Annotated in this window: 12 protein-coding genes, 1 pseudogene and 1 riboswitch; of the genes and pseudogenes, 5 read left to right on the forward strand and 8 right to left on the reverse strand. The window is 44.3% G+C overall.

Translation table 11 applies throughout. The features are described from left to right. Nucleotides 1-305: 305 nt before the first annotated feature. The 8 genes and pseudogenes from ACH0QE_RS24800 to ACH0QE_RS24835 form a co-directional block, all read right to left on the reverse strand. Entirely contained in the window at nucleotides 306-434 is a 129-nt protein-coding gene (locus ACH0QE_RS24800) for a hypothetical protein (protein ID WP_415803101.1), read from the reverse strand. Continuing rightward, nucleotides 431-565: a hypothetical protein gene (locus ACH0QE_RS24805; protein WP_415803102.1), complete on the reverse strand. Its 135-nt coding sequence runs from the start codon at nucleotides 563-565 to the stop codon at nucleotides 431-433. Before ACH0QE_RS24805 ends, ACH0QE_RS24800 begins: the two co-directional genes overlap by 4 nt. A 24-nt stretch (nucleotides 566-589) precedes the next feature. Further along, nucleotides 590-736, reverse strand: a pseudogene (locus ACH0QE_RS24810) (thermonuclease family protein); the annotation flags it as partial. A gap of 118 nt (nucleotides 737-854) precedes the next feature. Then, nucleotides 855-1,277 carry a hypothetical protein gene (locus ACH0QE_RS24815; protein WP_415803103.1) on the reverse strand — a complete coding sequence of 141 codons (423 nt, stop codon included), beginning with the start codon at nucleotides 1,275-1,277 and terminating at the stop codon, nucleotides 855-857. A 72-nt stretch (nucleotides 1,278-1,349) separates the two neighbouring features. After that, nucleotides 1,350-2,027 carry a hypothetical protein gene (locus tag ACH0QE_RS24820; protein ID WP_415803104.1) on the reverse strand — a complete coding sequence of 226 codons (678 nt, stop codon included), beginning with the start codon at nucleotides 2,025-2,027 and terminating at the stop codon, nucleotides 1,350-1,352. A 111-nt stretch (nucleotides 2,028-2,138) separates the two neighbouring features. Further along, complete coding sequence (locus ACH0QE_RS24825) at nucleotides 2,139-3,098, reverse strand: ArsA family ATPase (RefSeq protein WP_415803105.1); 960 nt, start codon at nucleotides 3,096-3,098, stop codon at nucleotides 2,139-2,141. Between the two features lie 11 nt (nucleotides 3,099-3,109). Continuing rightward, entirely contained in the window at nucleotides 3,110-3,373 is a 264-nt protein-coding gene (locus ACH0QE_RS24830) for a cory-CC-star protein (RefSeq protein ID WP_041966277.1), read from the reverse strand. A gap of 59 nt (nucleotides 3,374-3,432) precedes the next feature. Next, complete coding sequence (locus ACH0QE_RS24835; protein WP_415803106.1) at nucleotides 3,433-5,175, reverse strand: carbon starvation CstA family protein; 1,743 nt, start codon at nucleotides 5,173-5,175, stop codon at nucleotides 3,433-3,435. Between the two features lie 233 nt (nucleotides 5,176-5,408). Between ACH0QE_RS24835 and ACH0QE_RS24840 the strand changes: the two genes are divergently transcribed. From ACH0QE_RS24840 to metH, 5 genes are all read left to right on the forward strand, one after another. After that, entirely contained in the window at nucleotides 5,409-7,040 is a 1,632-nt protein-coding gene (locus ACH0QE_RS24840; RefSeq protein ID WP_415803107.1) for a M4 family metallopeptidase, read from the forward strand. Between the two features lie 417 nt (nucleotides 7,041-7,457). Then, nucleotides 7,458-7,572, forward strand: a riboswitch (SAM riboswitch). Between the two features lie 176 nt (nucleotides 7,573-7,748). After that, nucleotides 7,749-8,864, forward strand: a complete 1,116-nt coding sequence (locus ACH0QE_RS24845) for a methionine biosynthesis PLP-dependent protein (protein WP_415803108.1) — start codon at nucleotides 7,749-7,751, stop codon at nucleotides 8,862-8,864. Further along, nucleotides 8,861-10,042, forward strand: coding sequence for a cystathionine beta-lyase (metC, locus tag ACH0QE_RS24850; protein ID WP_415803109.1), 1,182 nt, complete (start codon nucleotides 8,861-8,863; stop codon nucleotides 10,040-10,042). Before ACH0QE_RS24845 ends, metC begins: the two co-directional genes overlap by 4 nt. Further along, nucleotides 10,042-11,904 (forward strand): bifunctional homocysteine S-methyltransferase/methylenetetrahydrofolate reductase, encoded by a 1,863-nt coding sequence (locus ACH0QE_RS24855; protein WP_415803110.1) that lies wholly within the window; start codon nucleotides 10,042-10,044, stop codon nucleotides 11,902-11,904. Before metC ends, ACH0QE_RS24855 begins: the two co-directional genes overlap by 1 nt. Further along, nucleotides 11,885-15,332: methionine synthase (gene metH, locus ACH0QE_RS24860; protein ID WP_415803111.1), on the forward strand; the 3,448-nt coding region annotated here is incomplete at its 3' end. The genes ACH0QE_RS24855 and metH, both read left to right, overlap by 20 nt.

Below are 15,332 nucleotides of genomic sequence, written 5' to 3' on the forward strand. Positions count from 1 at the left end.
CGGACAGTTTTCCCGGTTCTCCACCGATTAGATGTCCGTCATAGCCCCGATGACGGACATTTATTCCGATACTTCCCTCAAATGTGTCCCTCATTTTTGCTTGCGCTTTTTATTTTTGAAAAGGTGGAGGACTTCCACCAGCAATAGCAGCAAGGTTGTGTAGCATAGGAATGCATAAATTAAGCCCAGTAACAGGTTGAGCGGCCATTTTTTGCTCCACAATCTGTGAGCGATCAGAGTCCGCTTGCCCATCGCTTTCTTTATGGGAACGGTGAGGTAAAATAAAAAAGCGTACATTAGGCCGCTTAAAAAGCTACAATCAAATTCTTCTTCATATGTTTCAGCCTGATTGGATTCTTGTTGTGATTCACGCAGTTGGTCTGTTCCTTCGGTATCTTCTTCTTTGTTTTCTGGTGGATTTTCTTCGTTTTCATTTTTCTCTGTTGCTCTTGCTTTGTATTTTCATCCTGTTTTTTTTAGGTTGCTCTTTTGATTGTTCATTTATCTCTTCTGAAGCATCACTAGCCGTATAAATGCCTTTTCCATTTTCTTTCGCATAATCCATCGCAGACCAGATTCGATTTTCATACTTATAGCTGCCATAATCGTAAAAGTCTTCGACCAGTGCTGCCTTCGTGATTTCCTCCTGATTCAGCTTGTCTCCTACCCAAACCCAGGCAAGAAGTCGGTCATAATTATCGAAGAGGCTCCCGCCATCCGTCTCAAGGTTAATTTCCCCCTGCTTTAAAAAAGAACATGTATATTGAGCTGCTTCAGATCCGAACGGCTCTTTTGTCCTTGTGCTTCAGGTGTATCAATATAGAGAAAACGTGTTTTATATTCTTTGCCGTTTATCATAAAAACTGCAGTATCGCCGTCTGTGCAATCTGACAATTCTGCTTGATACATTTTTCCAAGCTCCAATTTGCCGGTAGAAACTTCGGCTTAGCCATTTCGCTTGCTGCTTGACTAGATTCTGGTTCAGGATTTCTTGCCCCTGGGAAGGTATACCCCTCCAAATCTACTTTTTCCTCACTGAGTCCGGCTGCACAATCAGAATTACTGTTATATTGATTTATCAAGCGGATTAGCTCGCCAATATTGCCTGCGCTTTTAGCAATAGATGTCGGCTCATGTAACAAATACATACAATCGGCATTACGGAAATGGCCGCTCAGTTCATCCTGTGAGCCATTATGCGCCGAAACCAGGTTTGGTAAAATAAAAAATGCCATCAGGATGGCAAATATCACAGTAAAGTTTTTTATGTAATTCACAGCTGCTCCCCCTTTTACCCCTCCTACTATACCAAAAAAAACAGCCTCCCGCGGAAGCTGCCTGATGTCCAATCAATTTAACTTTTTTTCAATTTGTTCGCGGGTCATTTCTATTTTTCCAGGCAATACGAATAGATATTGAATCAAATCCTCCAATAAATCCATTGTTAGTTCTGTCATTTCATCATCCATCTCAGATTCCAGCTCAAGCATCTTGTGAAGTCCGCCTTCAGAGGCCATCAACGGACTTAATGAGGTAACTGGTTTTACTAAATTGATATGGTCCGGAAGTGTTTCAAATTGCTGGTCAAGTGTTAGGCCCTTGGCTTTATCGCCTAAAAAGTTTTTAAGTACATTCTCTAGGACCCGCTTGGCCAGTACAGCAGTCGCTCCATTCTCTTTTGAAAGATGAACACTCACCGCAGATTTATAAGCCCTGACCAATTCTTCAGGTATTCTGGGAATGTGTTGAATCTGGCTTGACGGATCTGTCGAGCTCTGGGGATCATATATGTACACATCAGGCTGTGTCTCTTTTTCTTTTGTAATGATTATAAACGGAACACTTTGTTTGCATGAGGGGCAAGCACTTTCCGTCATCAATCCATGTTTGCTGCTCTGATAAGTCGATTTTAGGACGAATTCAACTTTGTCTTTGCAATCTGGACAAATACTTCTTATACTCTTAGGGACCTTCAAATGTCCGAACTGACTATACGCTGTAATCGAGCCGGGAAAGATTCGCCTCATTGTCGTGCCCCTTTCTATATTACAAATTCTAATTAGCTTTAGTTTTCATACTGCTTTAAAATTTATCCATGTTTTTATATAACCCTAATAAATAAAGTGAAAACACAACTTTTAACTATGGTGTAAATTATAATCGATTTGTTTTCCTAAAAGGCCTGAAATAAGTTCCAGGGTGGCCAGAGAGGAAATATCGTGCTCAAGGAGCGGCAAGAATATTTGTCTCTGATTCTTGAACTTGTCTTTGATTTCATCAAGATACACTCGCTCGTTTGCTCTTCTTTGCTCCATGAACCTTCCATCTGCTTCATCAGGAATGACCTTATTGACTACGATTGAATTAACATGTATTCCATGCTGATGCAAGGTTTCGATTGCCTTGGCGGTTTCGAGGATTGGAAGTCTTTCAGCATTAAGAACGAACACATACTGTGTTTGGGTTTCATCCAGCAGGATTTCCCTTACACGCTTGAAGCGGTTTTTCCGTTCATTAAGTTTGTCATACAAAGGATCCTCGCTAATTTCACCATCGTTCATCCACTGTGCGTAATTCTCGTTCACTTTTTTACGCCGTTCCAACAGCCCGTCCATCCAAACGCCCATCAATTCCGGAAGTGTCAGCAGCCGGATGGTATGCCCTGTCGGTGCTGTGTCAAAAACAATGGCATCATAATTAGTGATTTCCTCGAGAATCAATGAGGTGATTTTGTCAAACAGCGCGGCTTCTTCTGCCCCAGGCGAGGATGCTGCCATATCGATCTGCCTGTTGACCTCCTCCAACATCGTTGCTTTGACCAGGCCTTTCAGGTTGCCTTTTACTCCATTGATGTAATTCCTTGATTCCTGTTCCGAATCAATTTCCAGTACGTCCAGATTCTCCGTTGCTCTTTCGATTCTTCCCCCGCTGAAGTTCCGGTGAAATAAATCGCCTGTATTATGTGCGGGATCTGTTGAAACCAGCAGTATCTTCTTTCCTTTTTGCGCAAGTAAAAGTGCCATTGCCGCAGATGTTGTACTTTTGCCAACACCGCCTTTTCCGCCGATGAAATAGATCTTCTTTTCAAGCATATCCATAACACTTCCTCCTAACAGCAGCGTATTCCTTCAAGCGGGGATTTTTCCATTCCGGCCCTCAGATGCCAATCATGAAAACGCTCGATGATGACAGGGTATAGTTCAAGGGTGTAGTAAAATGCCGGGTTGGGCAGACCGAGCATTTCTGAAAAGCACAGCAGCATAAACAGGTCCTCTTCATCTCTTAATTCACGAGCAATTTCGGTCCTGTGCGGCTGCCTGAGAATCTCATCATAGACAGCTATTGCACGCTTTAATTGTTCGTAGAAACCCATCGCAAATTCCTCTCTTTCTAAAAATGACAATAGAGACCGGTCGCCCGGCCTCCACTTCATTACATTTCCTTGCTTAATGGCGGTGGATTATTCCTGCTGAATGCTGAGATAGCCTCGATGATGATCCAGAATACAAATATCAGGATCAGTCCTCCGATACCAAAGAGCAGCATATTCAGCTCGCCGCTTCCATAACCAGACCACTGGAAAACGACCTGCTGAATCATTGCCCAAAGTGTCATGAAGAAGACAAACACCATTGGGATGAAAGTTACAAGGTAATTCCTTCCCTGACGCTTCAACCAGATGGAAATAAGCAGCAGACTGACTCCAGCCAAAAGCTGGTTGCTCGTTCCGAACAATGGCCATAATAGATATCCACCAGAACCGAATCCGTTAGGTCCTTTTGGCAATAATACTAGCGCTGCACTGGAAACAACCGCAACAGTCGTCGCCACATGAGTCTTTGTCAGAGCCTGGACATTGTATTCGCTTCCGATTTCAGCAATGATGTAACGCATTAATCTTACTGACGTGTCCAAAGTTGTAGCGGCAAAGCTGACAACGATGATGGAAACAATCGTCCTTGCAATGTCTGCTGGAATCCAGATGCCGGTCGCAAGCTGTGCAGCACCGTTGATGAAGTTGCCAAGTCCACCTGCGCTTGCAGCCGCAAAGCTTGAATACGCAGCAGTAAAATCTGCTTTTGTCGCAAAAACTGTGACAACCGCGATAATGGCAATCAAGGCAAGAACCCCTTCTCCAACCGCTCCAAGGTAACCAACAAAGCGAGCATCGGTTTCTCTTTCAAGCTGCTTAGAGGAGGTTCCTGAAGAAACAAGTCCATGGAAGCCGGAAATAGCACCACAGGCAATCGTAATGAACAATAATGGGAACCAGGAAACATCAGTAGCCGCAGCATTCATCGCTGGAGCTGTAACCTTTGGCTGCAGGAAAATGAGTCCTGCATATAAAATGAATAAACCTACAACCAACTGATGAGAATTGATATAATCACGAGGCTGCAGAAGCTTCCAAACCGGGAGTGTCGATGCAATATATACATAAACCATCAAGACAACAATCCAAACTAAGAAAGCCATGGATACACCACTTAGACCAAACATGACTGTATTGTCGGCACCACCAAAGTATTTCACTAGATCGATTTGCAATGACGGAACACGGCTGGCGAGAATGGCTGCCCCATACATGACGGCTAATGCAATCAGGGAAGGTACGAGCATTCCTTTCTTCTTTTTATAAACTGCATAACCAATCCAAATCGCAAGTGGTATTTGAAGGAATACCGATAGAACACTCGCAGGGAATTTTACAAACAAGTTCGCAATGACCCATGCGAAAACCGCGTTGACCATCAAAACAAGTATTAAAATAATGAATAAGAACATAATTTTTGCACGTTTGCCAATCAGCTTATTTGTGATTGTACCTACTGACTGCCCCTTATTCCTGACTGAAAGAACAAGAGTTCCAAAGTCATGGACACCTGCTGCGAAAACGGTACCCAATGTAACCCATAGGAATGCAGGAAGCCATCCCCAATACACAGCAATCGCCGGCCCGACGATTGGAGCTGCCCCGGCCACTGACGTAAAATGGTGTCCCCAAAGGATCATCTTCTTCGTTGGAACAAAGTCCACCCCATCCGAATACTGGTGTGCCGGTGTGACATAGTTCGGGTCAAGACGGTAAATCTTTTCGGCTACCCACTTAGAATAGAAGCGGTATCCGATCGCAAAGACAATCATTCCGATCACGGCTAACCATAAAGAATTCATTTCTTTTAAACCTCCTTTTTTATGAGTTGGTACTACAACTTAATAATAGAAATATATTGACAAATTAGTCAATAAATTCTGATTACTTTTATTAAAATTTGCCTCAAATATTTTCCCAACATGCTAATTCGACAATTTTAGACTTAGTTGTTGCAATGTTCAGACAACTAAAGTATAAATATGATAATCTACTAATTTTTATTAGCTAGAATTTGATTTTAGGAGGAGTTCATTTGAAAAAGAAAGTAGTTTCACTTAGTTTAACAGCAAGCTTGGCACTAAGCGGATTGGTTGCAGCAACAGGCTTTGCCGCACCATCAGCAGATTCATCATCCAAAAAGTTCACAAAAAGCCATGGCGCACCTGAATTTGTTGCCGGCAAGCTGACGAATCCTTCGGAGAAAGCAGCAAAGGATATTGTCCTTGGATACTTGAAAGCTTCAAAGGGTAAATACAACCTGGGTACAAATGATAGTTTCGTTGTTAAATCGCAGGAAGCAGACAAGCTTGGTGGAGATGTTGTCCGCCTGCAGCAAGTATATGATGGCGTTCCTGTTTGGGGTGCAACACAGGTGGCAAGAGTCGATGAAGCTGGTGTTCTTCAGGTATTCAGTGGAACGATCAGCAAGGGATTGGGTGACAAGCTTGTTAAAGCCTCCAGTAAAAAATCTCAGAGAGATGCTATTGCTGCTGCTGAAGCGGATTTGGGCTACAAGCCTGATTATGAAGTAACTCCTTCGGCTGAATTGGTCGTTTATCCTGGTGAAGATCAGGCGGTGTACGCTTACCATGTAACATTGAACTTCCTGAGCCCTGAACCAGGTAATTTCCAATATTTTGTCAACGCTGTTACAGGTCAAATCATCAATAAATACAACGCGATCGACACCGCTGGTAAAAACAATCCTTCTTTGAATGGTAGTGACACAGTTGGATCTGGCGTCGGAGTTCTTGGTGACACGAAAACATTGAATACCCTTCTTTCAAATGGGTCTTATTATTTACAGGACAACACTCGTGGAAATGGTGTTTTCACTTATGATGCTAAAAATAGACAGCGAACGCCAGGCTCCCTTTGGGTCGATGTTGACAATAACTTGAATGCAGCTTATGACGGTGCAGCAGTAGATGCTCACTACTATGCAGGTCTCACTTATGATTACTACAAAAACACTTTTGCCCGCAACTCATATGACAACAAGGGCGCAGCACTAAAATCCACTGTCCACTACGGCAGAAACTATAACAATGCATTCTGGAATGGCCAGCAAATGGTGTATGGAGATGGAGATGGCACTACGTTCATCCCGCTTTCAGGCGGTCTTGATGTTGTAGCGCATGAACTGACTCACGCCGTTACAGATTTCAGTTCTGACCTTGTTTATCAGTATGAATCTGGTGCAATGAATGAAGCTATATCCGATATCTTCGGCACGCTTGCTGAGTTCCATGATAATAACAACCCTGATTTTGAAATTGGTGAAGACATCTACACGCCAAACAAAGCAGGTGACGCCCTTCGTTCAATGAGCGACCCTACAAAATATGGAGATCCTGATCATTATTCTGTACGTTACACGGGAACCTCCGACAATGGCGGAGTTCATATCAACAGCGGAATCATCAATAAAGCTGCCTACCTTCTAAGTGAAGGCGGAACACATTATGGAGTTTCAGTCCCAGGTGTTGGAACGGATAAAATGGGCGCTATCTTCTACCGTGCAAATACAGTTTATTTCACTTCATCAACAAACTTCAGCCAGGCACGCGCAGGACTGGTTCAAGCAGCAACAGACCTGTATGGGGCAGCTTCTGCAGAGGTGAATGCTGTCAATAAAGCATTTGATGCAGTAGGAGTATATTAATAGCTTTATATTTATCAAGACTGGCTCATTTATTAATGTGAGCCAGTTTTTTTAATATGCTGTTGATCTCGCACTTTCTTGTTTAAATGAAAGAATGGAATTTTTTTTTTAAGTAAGCCGGATTGAGGCAACGGAATCTTGACCGCTTTGGCTTGCGATCCTAAAAAGCTGTCTGAATAACAGCGGATTCTTGACAGCTTCAATCTCCTATCCTGAAAAGTTGTCAAAATAACAGCAGATTCTTGACAGCATTGCCCTTTTATCCTGAAAAGCTGTCAGAATAACATCACTAGGCTATGCAAAATTTCACACCGCAGGTACCTTTCACCTATTTACTTCACCGCTTTAATAAAATGATTGACATTCATTAATAATAGCTGTAATATTTAGAGAAATTTAATAATTCAATAATATGAAATCTTATCCAGAGAAGCTGAGGGTCCTGGCCCTGTGAAGCTTCAGCAACCTTCAACTATTTTTTGTTGAAAAGGTGCTAATTCCAGCAAGTTTTTTAAAACTTGGCAGATAAGAAGAATGGCTATCATCTGTAAAAGTCTTCTTCTTAAGAAGGCTTTTTTGTTTTATTAGGGACTCCCCGCACCGTCTTTCTGGAGCTTTGCGGTAATTGTCTTTTTAAAAGTCGATGATTTCGTCTTTACTCATAAAACAAAAATTGCCGTCTAACTACAATCATGAGGAGTGAGTAATTTGGCAGAAATCGATACAAAGCTAGCACAGCTTGGCAACAGAAGTGAATCATCTACAGGTGCGGTAAATCCACCAATCTATTTAACAACAGCGTACCGCCACGAAGGGATTGGCCAATCGAGCGGTTATGATTATGTCCGCACTGGCAACCCTACAAGGGAAATTCTTGAAAAGGCGATTGCGGACCTGGAGGAAGGTGACCGCGGCTTCGCCTGCAGTTCCGGAATGGCCGCGATTTGGACAGTTCTTTCATTATTCGAGCATGGAGATGAATGGATTGTCTCTAAGGATTTATATGGAGGGACTTACCGTCTTCTTGAACAGGGTTTCAAAAAGTGGGGATTGAACAGTACATATGCTGACATGGCTGATCTAAATGAAATCAAGTCGACCATCACGCAAAAGACGAAGGCTCTCTTTGTGGAAACCCCGACGAATCCGCTTATGGAGCAAGCTGATATTGAAGCAATCGCAAAAATCGCAAAAGAAAATGGTATTCTGCTGATTGTTGATAATACCTTCTACACTCCCCTGCTGCAAAAACCATTGACTTTAGGTGCTGATATCGTGATTCACAGTGCAACTAAATATCTTGGAGGCCACAATGATGTCCTTGCGGGCCTAATCGTTGCCAGAGGGCAGCAGTTATGTGATTCGCTATTCCTTCATCATAATGGTGGCGGAGCGGTGTTAAGTCCATTCGATTCCTGGCTGCTCATCCGCGGTATGAAAACCCTGGCATTAAGGATGGAACGCCACGAGCAAAATGCCAGAGAACTTGTGAGTTATTTACAGAGGCACAATGCAGTGAGTGATGTCCTTTATCCTGGCAGAGGCGGAATGATCTCTTTCAGGGTACACTCCCCTGCCATGGTCAATCCATTTTTAAAAAGTCTTTCCACAATCACTTTTGCCGAAAGTCTTGGTGGTGTTGAGAGTTTCATTACTTATCCTGCAACACAGACACATGCTGATATCCCCGCTGAAATACGCGAACAAACAGGTGTTTGTGACCGACTGCTGCGATTCTCTGTGGGAATCGAAAATGTTGCTGATCTGATAAATGATTTAGACGAAGCATTCCAAAAGGCACTCCAGGAGGCAGAACCAATATGAGTCAGCAATATACATTCGAAACCCAGTTGCTCCATAACAAGCATAAATTCGATCCAGCAACCGGCGGAGTCAGCGTGCCGATCCAGCACGCGTCAACATTCCACCAGTCATCGGCAGACAAATTCGGAAAATATGATTATAGCCGCAGCCTTAATCCTACCAGAGAGGCACTTGAGGAAATAATCGCCGAACTGGAAGGCGGTGTCCGTGGTTTTGCTTTTTCTTCCGGGATGGCTGCCATCTCAACAGCCTTTTTGCTTCTTTCTCAGGGAGACCACGTGATCGTAACCGAGGATGTTTATGGCGGTACTTACCGGATGGTGACACAGGTACTGAACCGTTTTGGAATTGAACATACATTTGTGGACATGACCGACCTGGACGCGGTGGAACAAGCGATTAGGCCAAATACTGCCTTGCTATATGCAGAAACACCTTCGAATCCGCTATTAAAGGTAACAGATATACAGGCGATCAGTAAGATTGCTAAGAAACACGGTGCCTATACATTTGTGGACAATACCTTCATGACTCCCTATTTGCAGCGTCCGCTTGACCTTGGAGCTGATATTGTCCTTCACAGCGCTACAAAGTTTTTATCCGGCCACAGTGATACGGTCGCTGGTCTCGCGGTAGTCAAGGATGAAGAATTGGCAAACATGCTTTATTCCCTGCAGAACTCCTTTGGGGCGGTCCTTGGAGTACAGGATGCGTGGCTAGTGATGAGAGGCATCAAGACCTTGTCTGTCAGAATGAACCAATCTCAGGTAAGCGCAAAGAAAATCGCTGGATTTTTACAAAAACAGCCTTTAATCAAGAATGTTTTTTACCCTGGCCTAGCTAATCATCCGCAGTCAGCCCTTCAGATTCAGCAGGCATATGGGCCTGGAGCGGTGCTTTCATTTGAACTTGAAAATGGAGAAGTTTTATCTAAATTCATAGAACAAGTGAAACTGCCAGTATTTGCAGTAAGCCTGGGAGCGGTGGAATCTATCCTCTCATACCCGGCAAAGATGTCACATGCAGCCATGCCGCAAGATGAACGGGAAATGCGCGGTATATCTGATGGTCTCCTTCGATTATCAGTCGGGCTTGAGAGCGCTGCTGATTTGATCGCGGACTTTGAGCAAGCTTTGGATTACATAGGAACTTTAGCAGTACAAAAGGAGGAAGTCTAATGAGTTTCCTGAAACGCCTGGAAAATGAAATTTTAATCGCCGATGGAGCGATTGGTACTCTCCTCCACTCTTATGGAGCCGGTACCTGTTTTGAAGAGTTGAACATTTCACATCCTGAGGACATCATAAGAATCCATAAAGCCTATATTAATGCGGGTGCTGACCTTATCCAGACAAACACATACGCAGCCAATTATATAAAGCTTGAAAGATATGGACTTGAGGATCAAGTGAAAGAGATTAATAGCGCCGCAGTAAGACTCGCCCGACAAGCTGCAGGCAACGATGCCTATATCCTCGGGACGATTGGCGGGAACCGGGGAATCAGACCTTCCGCCATCCCAATTGAAGAGATCAAAAGAAGCTTCAGGGAACAGCTCTACTGCCTTCTCCTTGAGGGTGTGGACGGACTGTTGCTAGAGACATTTTATGATATGGAAGAAATCGAGACGGTGCTGGAGATTGCCAGAAAAGAGACCAACCTGCCAATCATCGCCCAGGTATCCCTCCAGGAAATAGGAATCATGCAGGAACAGACCCCGCTTCAGGAAGCTTTCAATAGACTGGAAGACCTTGGTGCTGACATTGTCGGTCTTAATTGCAGACTTGGGCCCCATCACATGATTTCGAGTCTTGAGCAGATAGAGCTTCCTTCAAAGGCATTTCTTTCCGCCTATCCAAATGCCGGATTGCCTGCCTACACAGATGGTAAGTTCCATTACGAAGGCAATCCCGAATATTTTGGCAAGTCTGCCCGCAGCTTCCGTGACCAGGGTGTCAGGCTGATTGGCGGCTGCTGTGGAACGACTCCTGAACATATAAAAGCATTTGCTGATGAGCTAAAGGGATTTCCACCAGTGTTAGACAAGAAAACCCCTGCGAAGAAACCGAAAATTGTTGTTACACCAGTTGACGTAAAGAGGCCGGTCGCTCCATTGCATGAGCTGGTAAAAGACAGGCCTTCTGTGATCGTGGAGCTTGACTCACCGCGAAAACTGGATACGACTCGTTTTTTTGAAGGAGCAAAAGCACTAAAGGATACAGGTATCGACGCCCTGACCCTGGCTGATAACTCACTTGCTTCACCCAGGATTTCAAATTCGGCAATAGGCCATCTCGTAAAGGAAAAGATCGGTTTGCGCCCCCTTGTGCATTTAACTTGCCGGGATAGGAACATTATTGGACTTCAATCCCATTTGATGGGTTTGCATACACTTGGGCTGCATGACGTGTTAGCCGTAACGGGTGACCCTGCTCGTGTTGGTGATTTTCCTGGTGCATCATCTGTTTTTGATGTTTCTTCCTTTGAATTAATCGAAATGATCAAGCAGTTTAATGAAGGCCTCTCCTATTCTGGAAAAGATTTAGGTCAAAAAGGTGCATTTTCGATTGGCGCTGCCTTCAACCCTAATGTTCGTTCCATCGAAAAGGCTGTCATGAGGATGGAAAAGAAAATCCGCGCTGGTGCAGATTATTTCATCACCCAGCCTGTATACTCCCAAAAAATGCTTTTGGAGGTCCATGAAGCAACAAAGCATATAGAGGCTCCTGTATATATAGGACTGATGCCGCTTACGAGCAGCAGAAATGCTGAATTCCTTCATAATGAAGTTCCGGGGATTAAAATCTCACAGGAAATACTCAATATCATGGCGAAATTTAATAATGAACCGCTGCAATCCAAAAAGGAAGGCATAGCGATTACAAAAGGTTTGATTGAGGCTGCAGCAGAACTGTTTAACGGAATCTATTTAATCACTCCTTTTATGAACTATGAAATGAGTGTCGAGTTATCGAGCCACGCAAATGAATACAGCAGCCGTCTTATGAGGAGGAAACAGAATGTCAACCTTGTTAACTGAACAGATGAAGAAAAAAATCCTGATCATGGACGGAGCGATGGGAACCATGCTCCAGCAGGCAGACCTAACGCCGGAAGATTTTGGCGGAGAAGAATATGAAGGCTGTAACGAAATTCTGAATATAACTGTACCGGAAGTAATTGAAAATATTCACCGGGAATACTTCGAAGCCGGTGCGGACATCGTTGAGACCAATACCTTCGGTGCAACTAGCCTGGTGCTGGACGAATACGGACTGGGCCATAGAGCATATGAAATCAACAAGGAAGCAGCACTTATTGCAAGGAAAGCGGCCGACGAGGCATCCACTCCCTCACAGCCTCGTTTTGTGGCTGGTTCTATGGGACCGACAACCAAAACTCTTAGTGTAACTGGGGGTGCAACCTTTGACGAAATGTCAGTTTCCTATGAAGACCAAGCTCTTGGCCTGATCGATGGCAATGTCGACTTGCTTTTGCTTGAGACGAGCCAGGATTTGCTGAACGTAAAAGCGGCTTATACGGGCATTCAGCGTGCATTTCAGAAAAGTGGCAAAGAACTCCCTCTCATGATATCTGCCACAATTGAACCAATGGGCACGACACTTGCTGGCCAATCGATCGAAGCCTTTTATATTTCAGTCCAGCATATGAATCCGATTGCGATTGGACTGAATTGCGCAACCGGACCGGAATTCATGCAGGAGCATCTGCGTTCACTGTCCTCCCTCTCCACTTCTGCAGTCAGCTGTTATCCTAACGCTGGCCTGCCCGATGAGGAAGGTCAATATCATGAAACACCCGACACGCTCGCTCAGAAGCTTTCCGATTTTGCCGGTGAAGGCTGGCTGAATATTGTTGGAGGCTGCTGCGGAACTACTCCGGCACATATAAAGGCGATTTCAGAAAAAATGCAAGAACGCCAGCCAAGGCAGAAAGAAGAAAACAAGCTGCATATGGTCTCTGGGATCGAGCCATTCATCTATGACGATCCAACACTTAGGCCTATCATGGTTGGTGAACGGACGAACGTAATCGGTTCCCGAAAATTCAAACGCCTGATTTCTGAAGGCAAAATAGAAGAAGCAGCTGAGATTGCAAGAGCCCAGGTCAGAAATGGAGCACATGTCATTGATATCTGCCTGGCTGATCCCGACAGAGATGAACTTAATGACATGGAAGAATTTATTAAAGAAGTTGTTAAAAAAGTGAAGGCTCCGCTCGTGATCGATTCTACCGATGATGAAGTAATTGAAAAAGCCCTGAGTTATTCCCAGGGTAAGGCGATTATCAATTCCATCAATCTAGAAGATGGTGAAGAACGTTTCGAGTCAGTGGCCCGCCTCATCCATAAATACGGTGCTGCTGTCGTTGTTGGAACGATCGAAGAAGAGGGTATGGGTGTTTCCGCTGAAAAGAAATTGGAAATTGCCAAACGATCATACGACTTGCTTGTCAATAAATATAAAGTACCGGCACAGGACTTGATTTTTGATCCGCTCGTCTTCCCTGTCGGCACTGGGGATGAGCAATATATTGGCTCAGCCAAAGCAACCGTAGACGGCATTAGGATGATTAAGGAAGCTCTCCCGGAAACACAAACAATCCTTGGAATTAGCAATGTTTCCTTCGGCCTTCCACCTGTTGGCCGAGAAGTATTGAATTCTGTATTTCTTTATCACTGCACCCAGGCAGGTCTTGACTACGCCATTGTGAATACGGAAAAGCTCGAGCGATTTGCTTCAATCAGTCCTGAAGAAGTCAAAATGGCTGAAGAGCTGTTATTTAATACAACAGATAAGACACTTGCGGAATTCACTGATTTTTACCGTGATAAAAAGAAGGAAACAAAAAGCACCCTGCCTGATATGACGCTTGAAGAACGACTGTCCTACTATGTGGTTGAGGGTACGAAAGAAGGCCTTCAGCCAGACCTTGATAAGGCACTGGACCTCTACCCTGCCCCATTGGATATCATTAACGGGCCATTGATGGATGGAATGAAGGAAGTTGGCAGGCTGTTCAATGATAATCAGTTGATTGTGGCAGAAGTCCTTCAGAGTGCTGAAGTCATGAAGGCTGCCGTATCCCATTTAGAGCCTCATATGGAGAAGAATGATACAACCGCTGCAAAGGGCAAGGTGCTTCTCGCCACAGTGAAAGGCGATGTCCATGATATCGGCAAAAACCTGGTGGATATCATTCTCAGTAATAATGGATATGAGGTAGTTGATCTGGGAATTAAAGTAGCTCCAACTGCCCTCATTGAAGCAATTAAAAAGGAAAAACCAGACATCATTGGCCTCTCAGGCCTGCTTGTGAAATCCGCACAGCAGATGGTACTGACGGCACATGATATGAAGCAAGCCGGTATTAACATTCCAATTCTTGTGGGTGGCGCTGCTTTATCAAGGAAATTCACTGATACAAAGATCGCCAAGGAGTATGACGGACTTGTGTTGTATGCAAAAGATGCGATGAACGGCCTGTCAATCGCGAACCAACTACGTGAACCGGATGGGTATGAACAATTTTTAACTGAACAAAAAGCAAAGCAAGAAGCAGCGATAAATAAGCCAGATTTCACGACAACAGGCCGAAATTCTGCCACAACCGTTTTGGAGCGGCCCAAAGTGACGGCTAAGGCTCCGGTATTTGTTCCGCAGGATACAAAAAGGCACATAGTTAAATCTTACTCGCTGTCCCATATTGAGCCATATATCAACCAGCAAATGCTGCTGGGGCATCATCTTGGATTAAAGGGAAAGGTAGAAAATTTGCTTGCTGAAGGTAATGATAAAGCAGTCAAACTGCATGAAGTTATTCAAAGCCTTTTAAAAGAAGCCACGGTAAATGATTGGATCAAGCCAGCTGCCGTTTATCAGTTCTTCCCTGCCCAGTCAGATGGAAACAGGCTTTATTTATATAATCCAGAACAACCTGATCAAATCCTGGAAACCTTTGATTTTCCGCGACAAGAGGTTGCGCCAGGACTTTGCCTGGCAGATTACGTTCGATCCGTGGATGATTCCAAAAAGGATTACGTCGGAATGTTCGCAGTCACAGCAGGTGCAGGAATTCGGCAAGCAGCAGAACAACTAAAAAATGAAGGCCGATTCCTAGAAAGCCATGCCCTCCAGGCACTTGCCCTTGAAAGTGCAGAAGGTTACGCCGAACTGATCCATCGCCAAATTCGCGATCGATGGGGCTTCCCTGACACACCGGATATGACAATGAAAGACCGTTTTGCCGCCAAGTATCAAGGGCAGCGCTTCTCATTCGGATATCCTGCCTGTCCCGATCTGGAAGATCAGCGTAAGCTCTTCAACTTGATCAAACCAGAAGACATCGGAATCCATTTGACCGACGGATGCATGATGGAACCGGAAGCATCGGTTACGGCTATTGTTTTCTCCCATCCAGAGGCCAGGTATTTCAACGTGTTGAAAA

Origin of the sequence: Mesobacillus sp. (assembly GCF_047739415.1) — a bacterium.
GTDB lineage: Bacteria > Bacillota > Bacilli > Bacillales > Cytobacillaceae > Mesobacillus.

What these genes read in the sequence shown, in the direction of transcription:
- ACH0QE_RS24800 (WP_415803101.1), bottom strand. Translation starts at nt 434, where the DNA reads ATGAAAACGAAGAAAATCCACCAGAAAACAAAGAAGAAGATACCGAAG.
- ACH0QE_RS24835 (WP_415803106.1), bottom strand. Translation starts at nt 5,175, where the DNA reads ATGAATTCTTTATGGTTAGCCGTGATCGGAATGATTGTCTTTGCGATC.
- metC (WP_415803109.1), top strand. Translation starts at nt 8,861, where the DNA reads ATGAGTCAGCAATATACATTCGAAACCCAGTTGCTCCATAACAAGCAT.
- ACH0QE_RS24825 (WP_415803105.1), bottom strand. Translation starts at nt 3,098, where the DNA reads ATGGATATGCTTGAAAAGAAGATCTATTTCATCGGCGGAAAAGGCGGT.
- ACH0QE_RS24855 (WP_415803110.1), top strand. Translation starts at nt 10,042, where the DNA reads ATGAGTTTCCTGAAACGCCTGGAAAATGAAATTTTAATCGCCGATGGA.
- ACH0QE_RS24805 (WP_415803102.1), bottom strand. Translation starts at nt 565, where the DNA reads ATGGATTATGCGAAAGAAAATGGAAAAGGCATTTATACGGCTAGTGAT.
- ACH0QE_RS24830 (WP_041966277.1), bottom strand. Translation starts at nt 3,373, where the DNA reads ATGGGTTTCTACGAACAATTAAAGCGTGCAATAGCTGTCTATGATGAG.
- ACH0QE_RS24820 (WP_415803104.1), bottom strand. Translation starts at nt 2,027, where the DNA reads ATGAGGCGAATCTTTCCCGGCTCGATTACAGCGTATAGTCAGTTCGGA.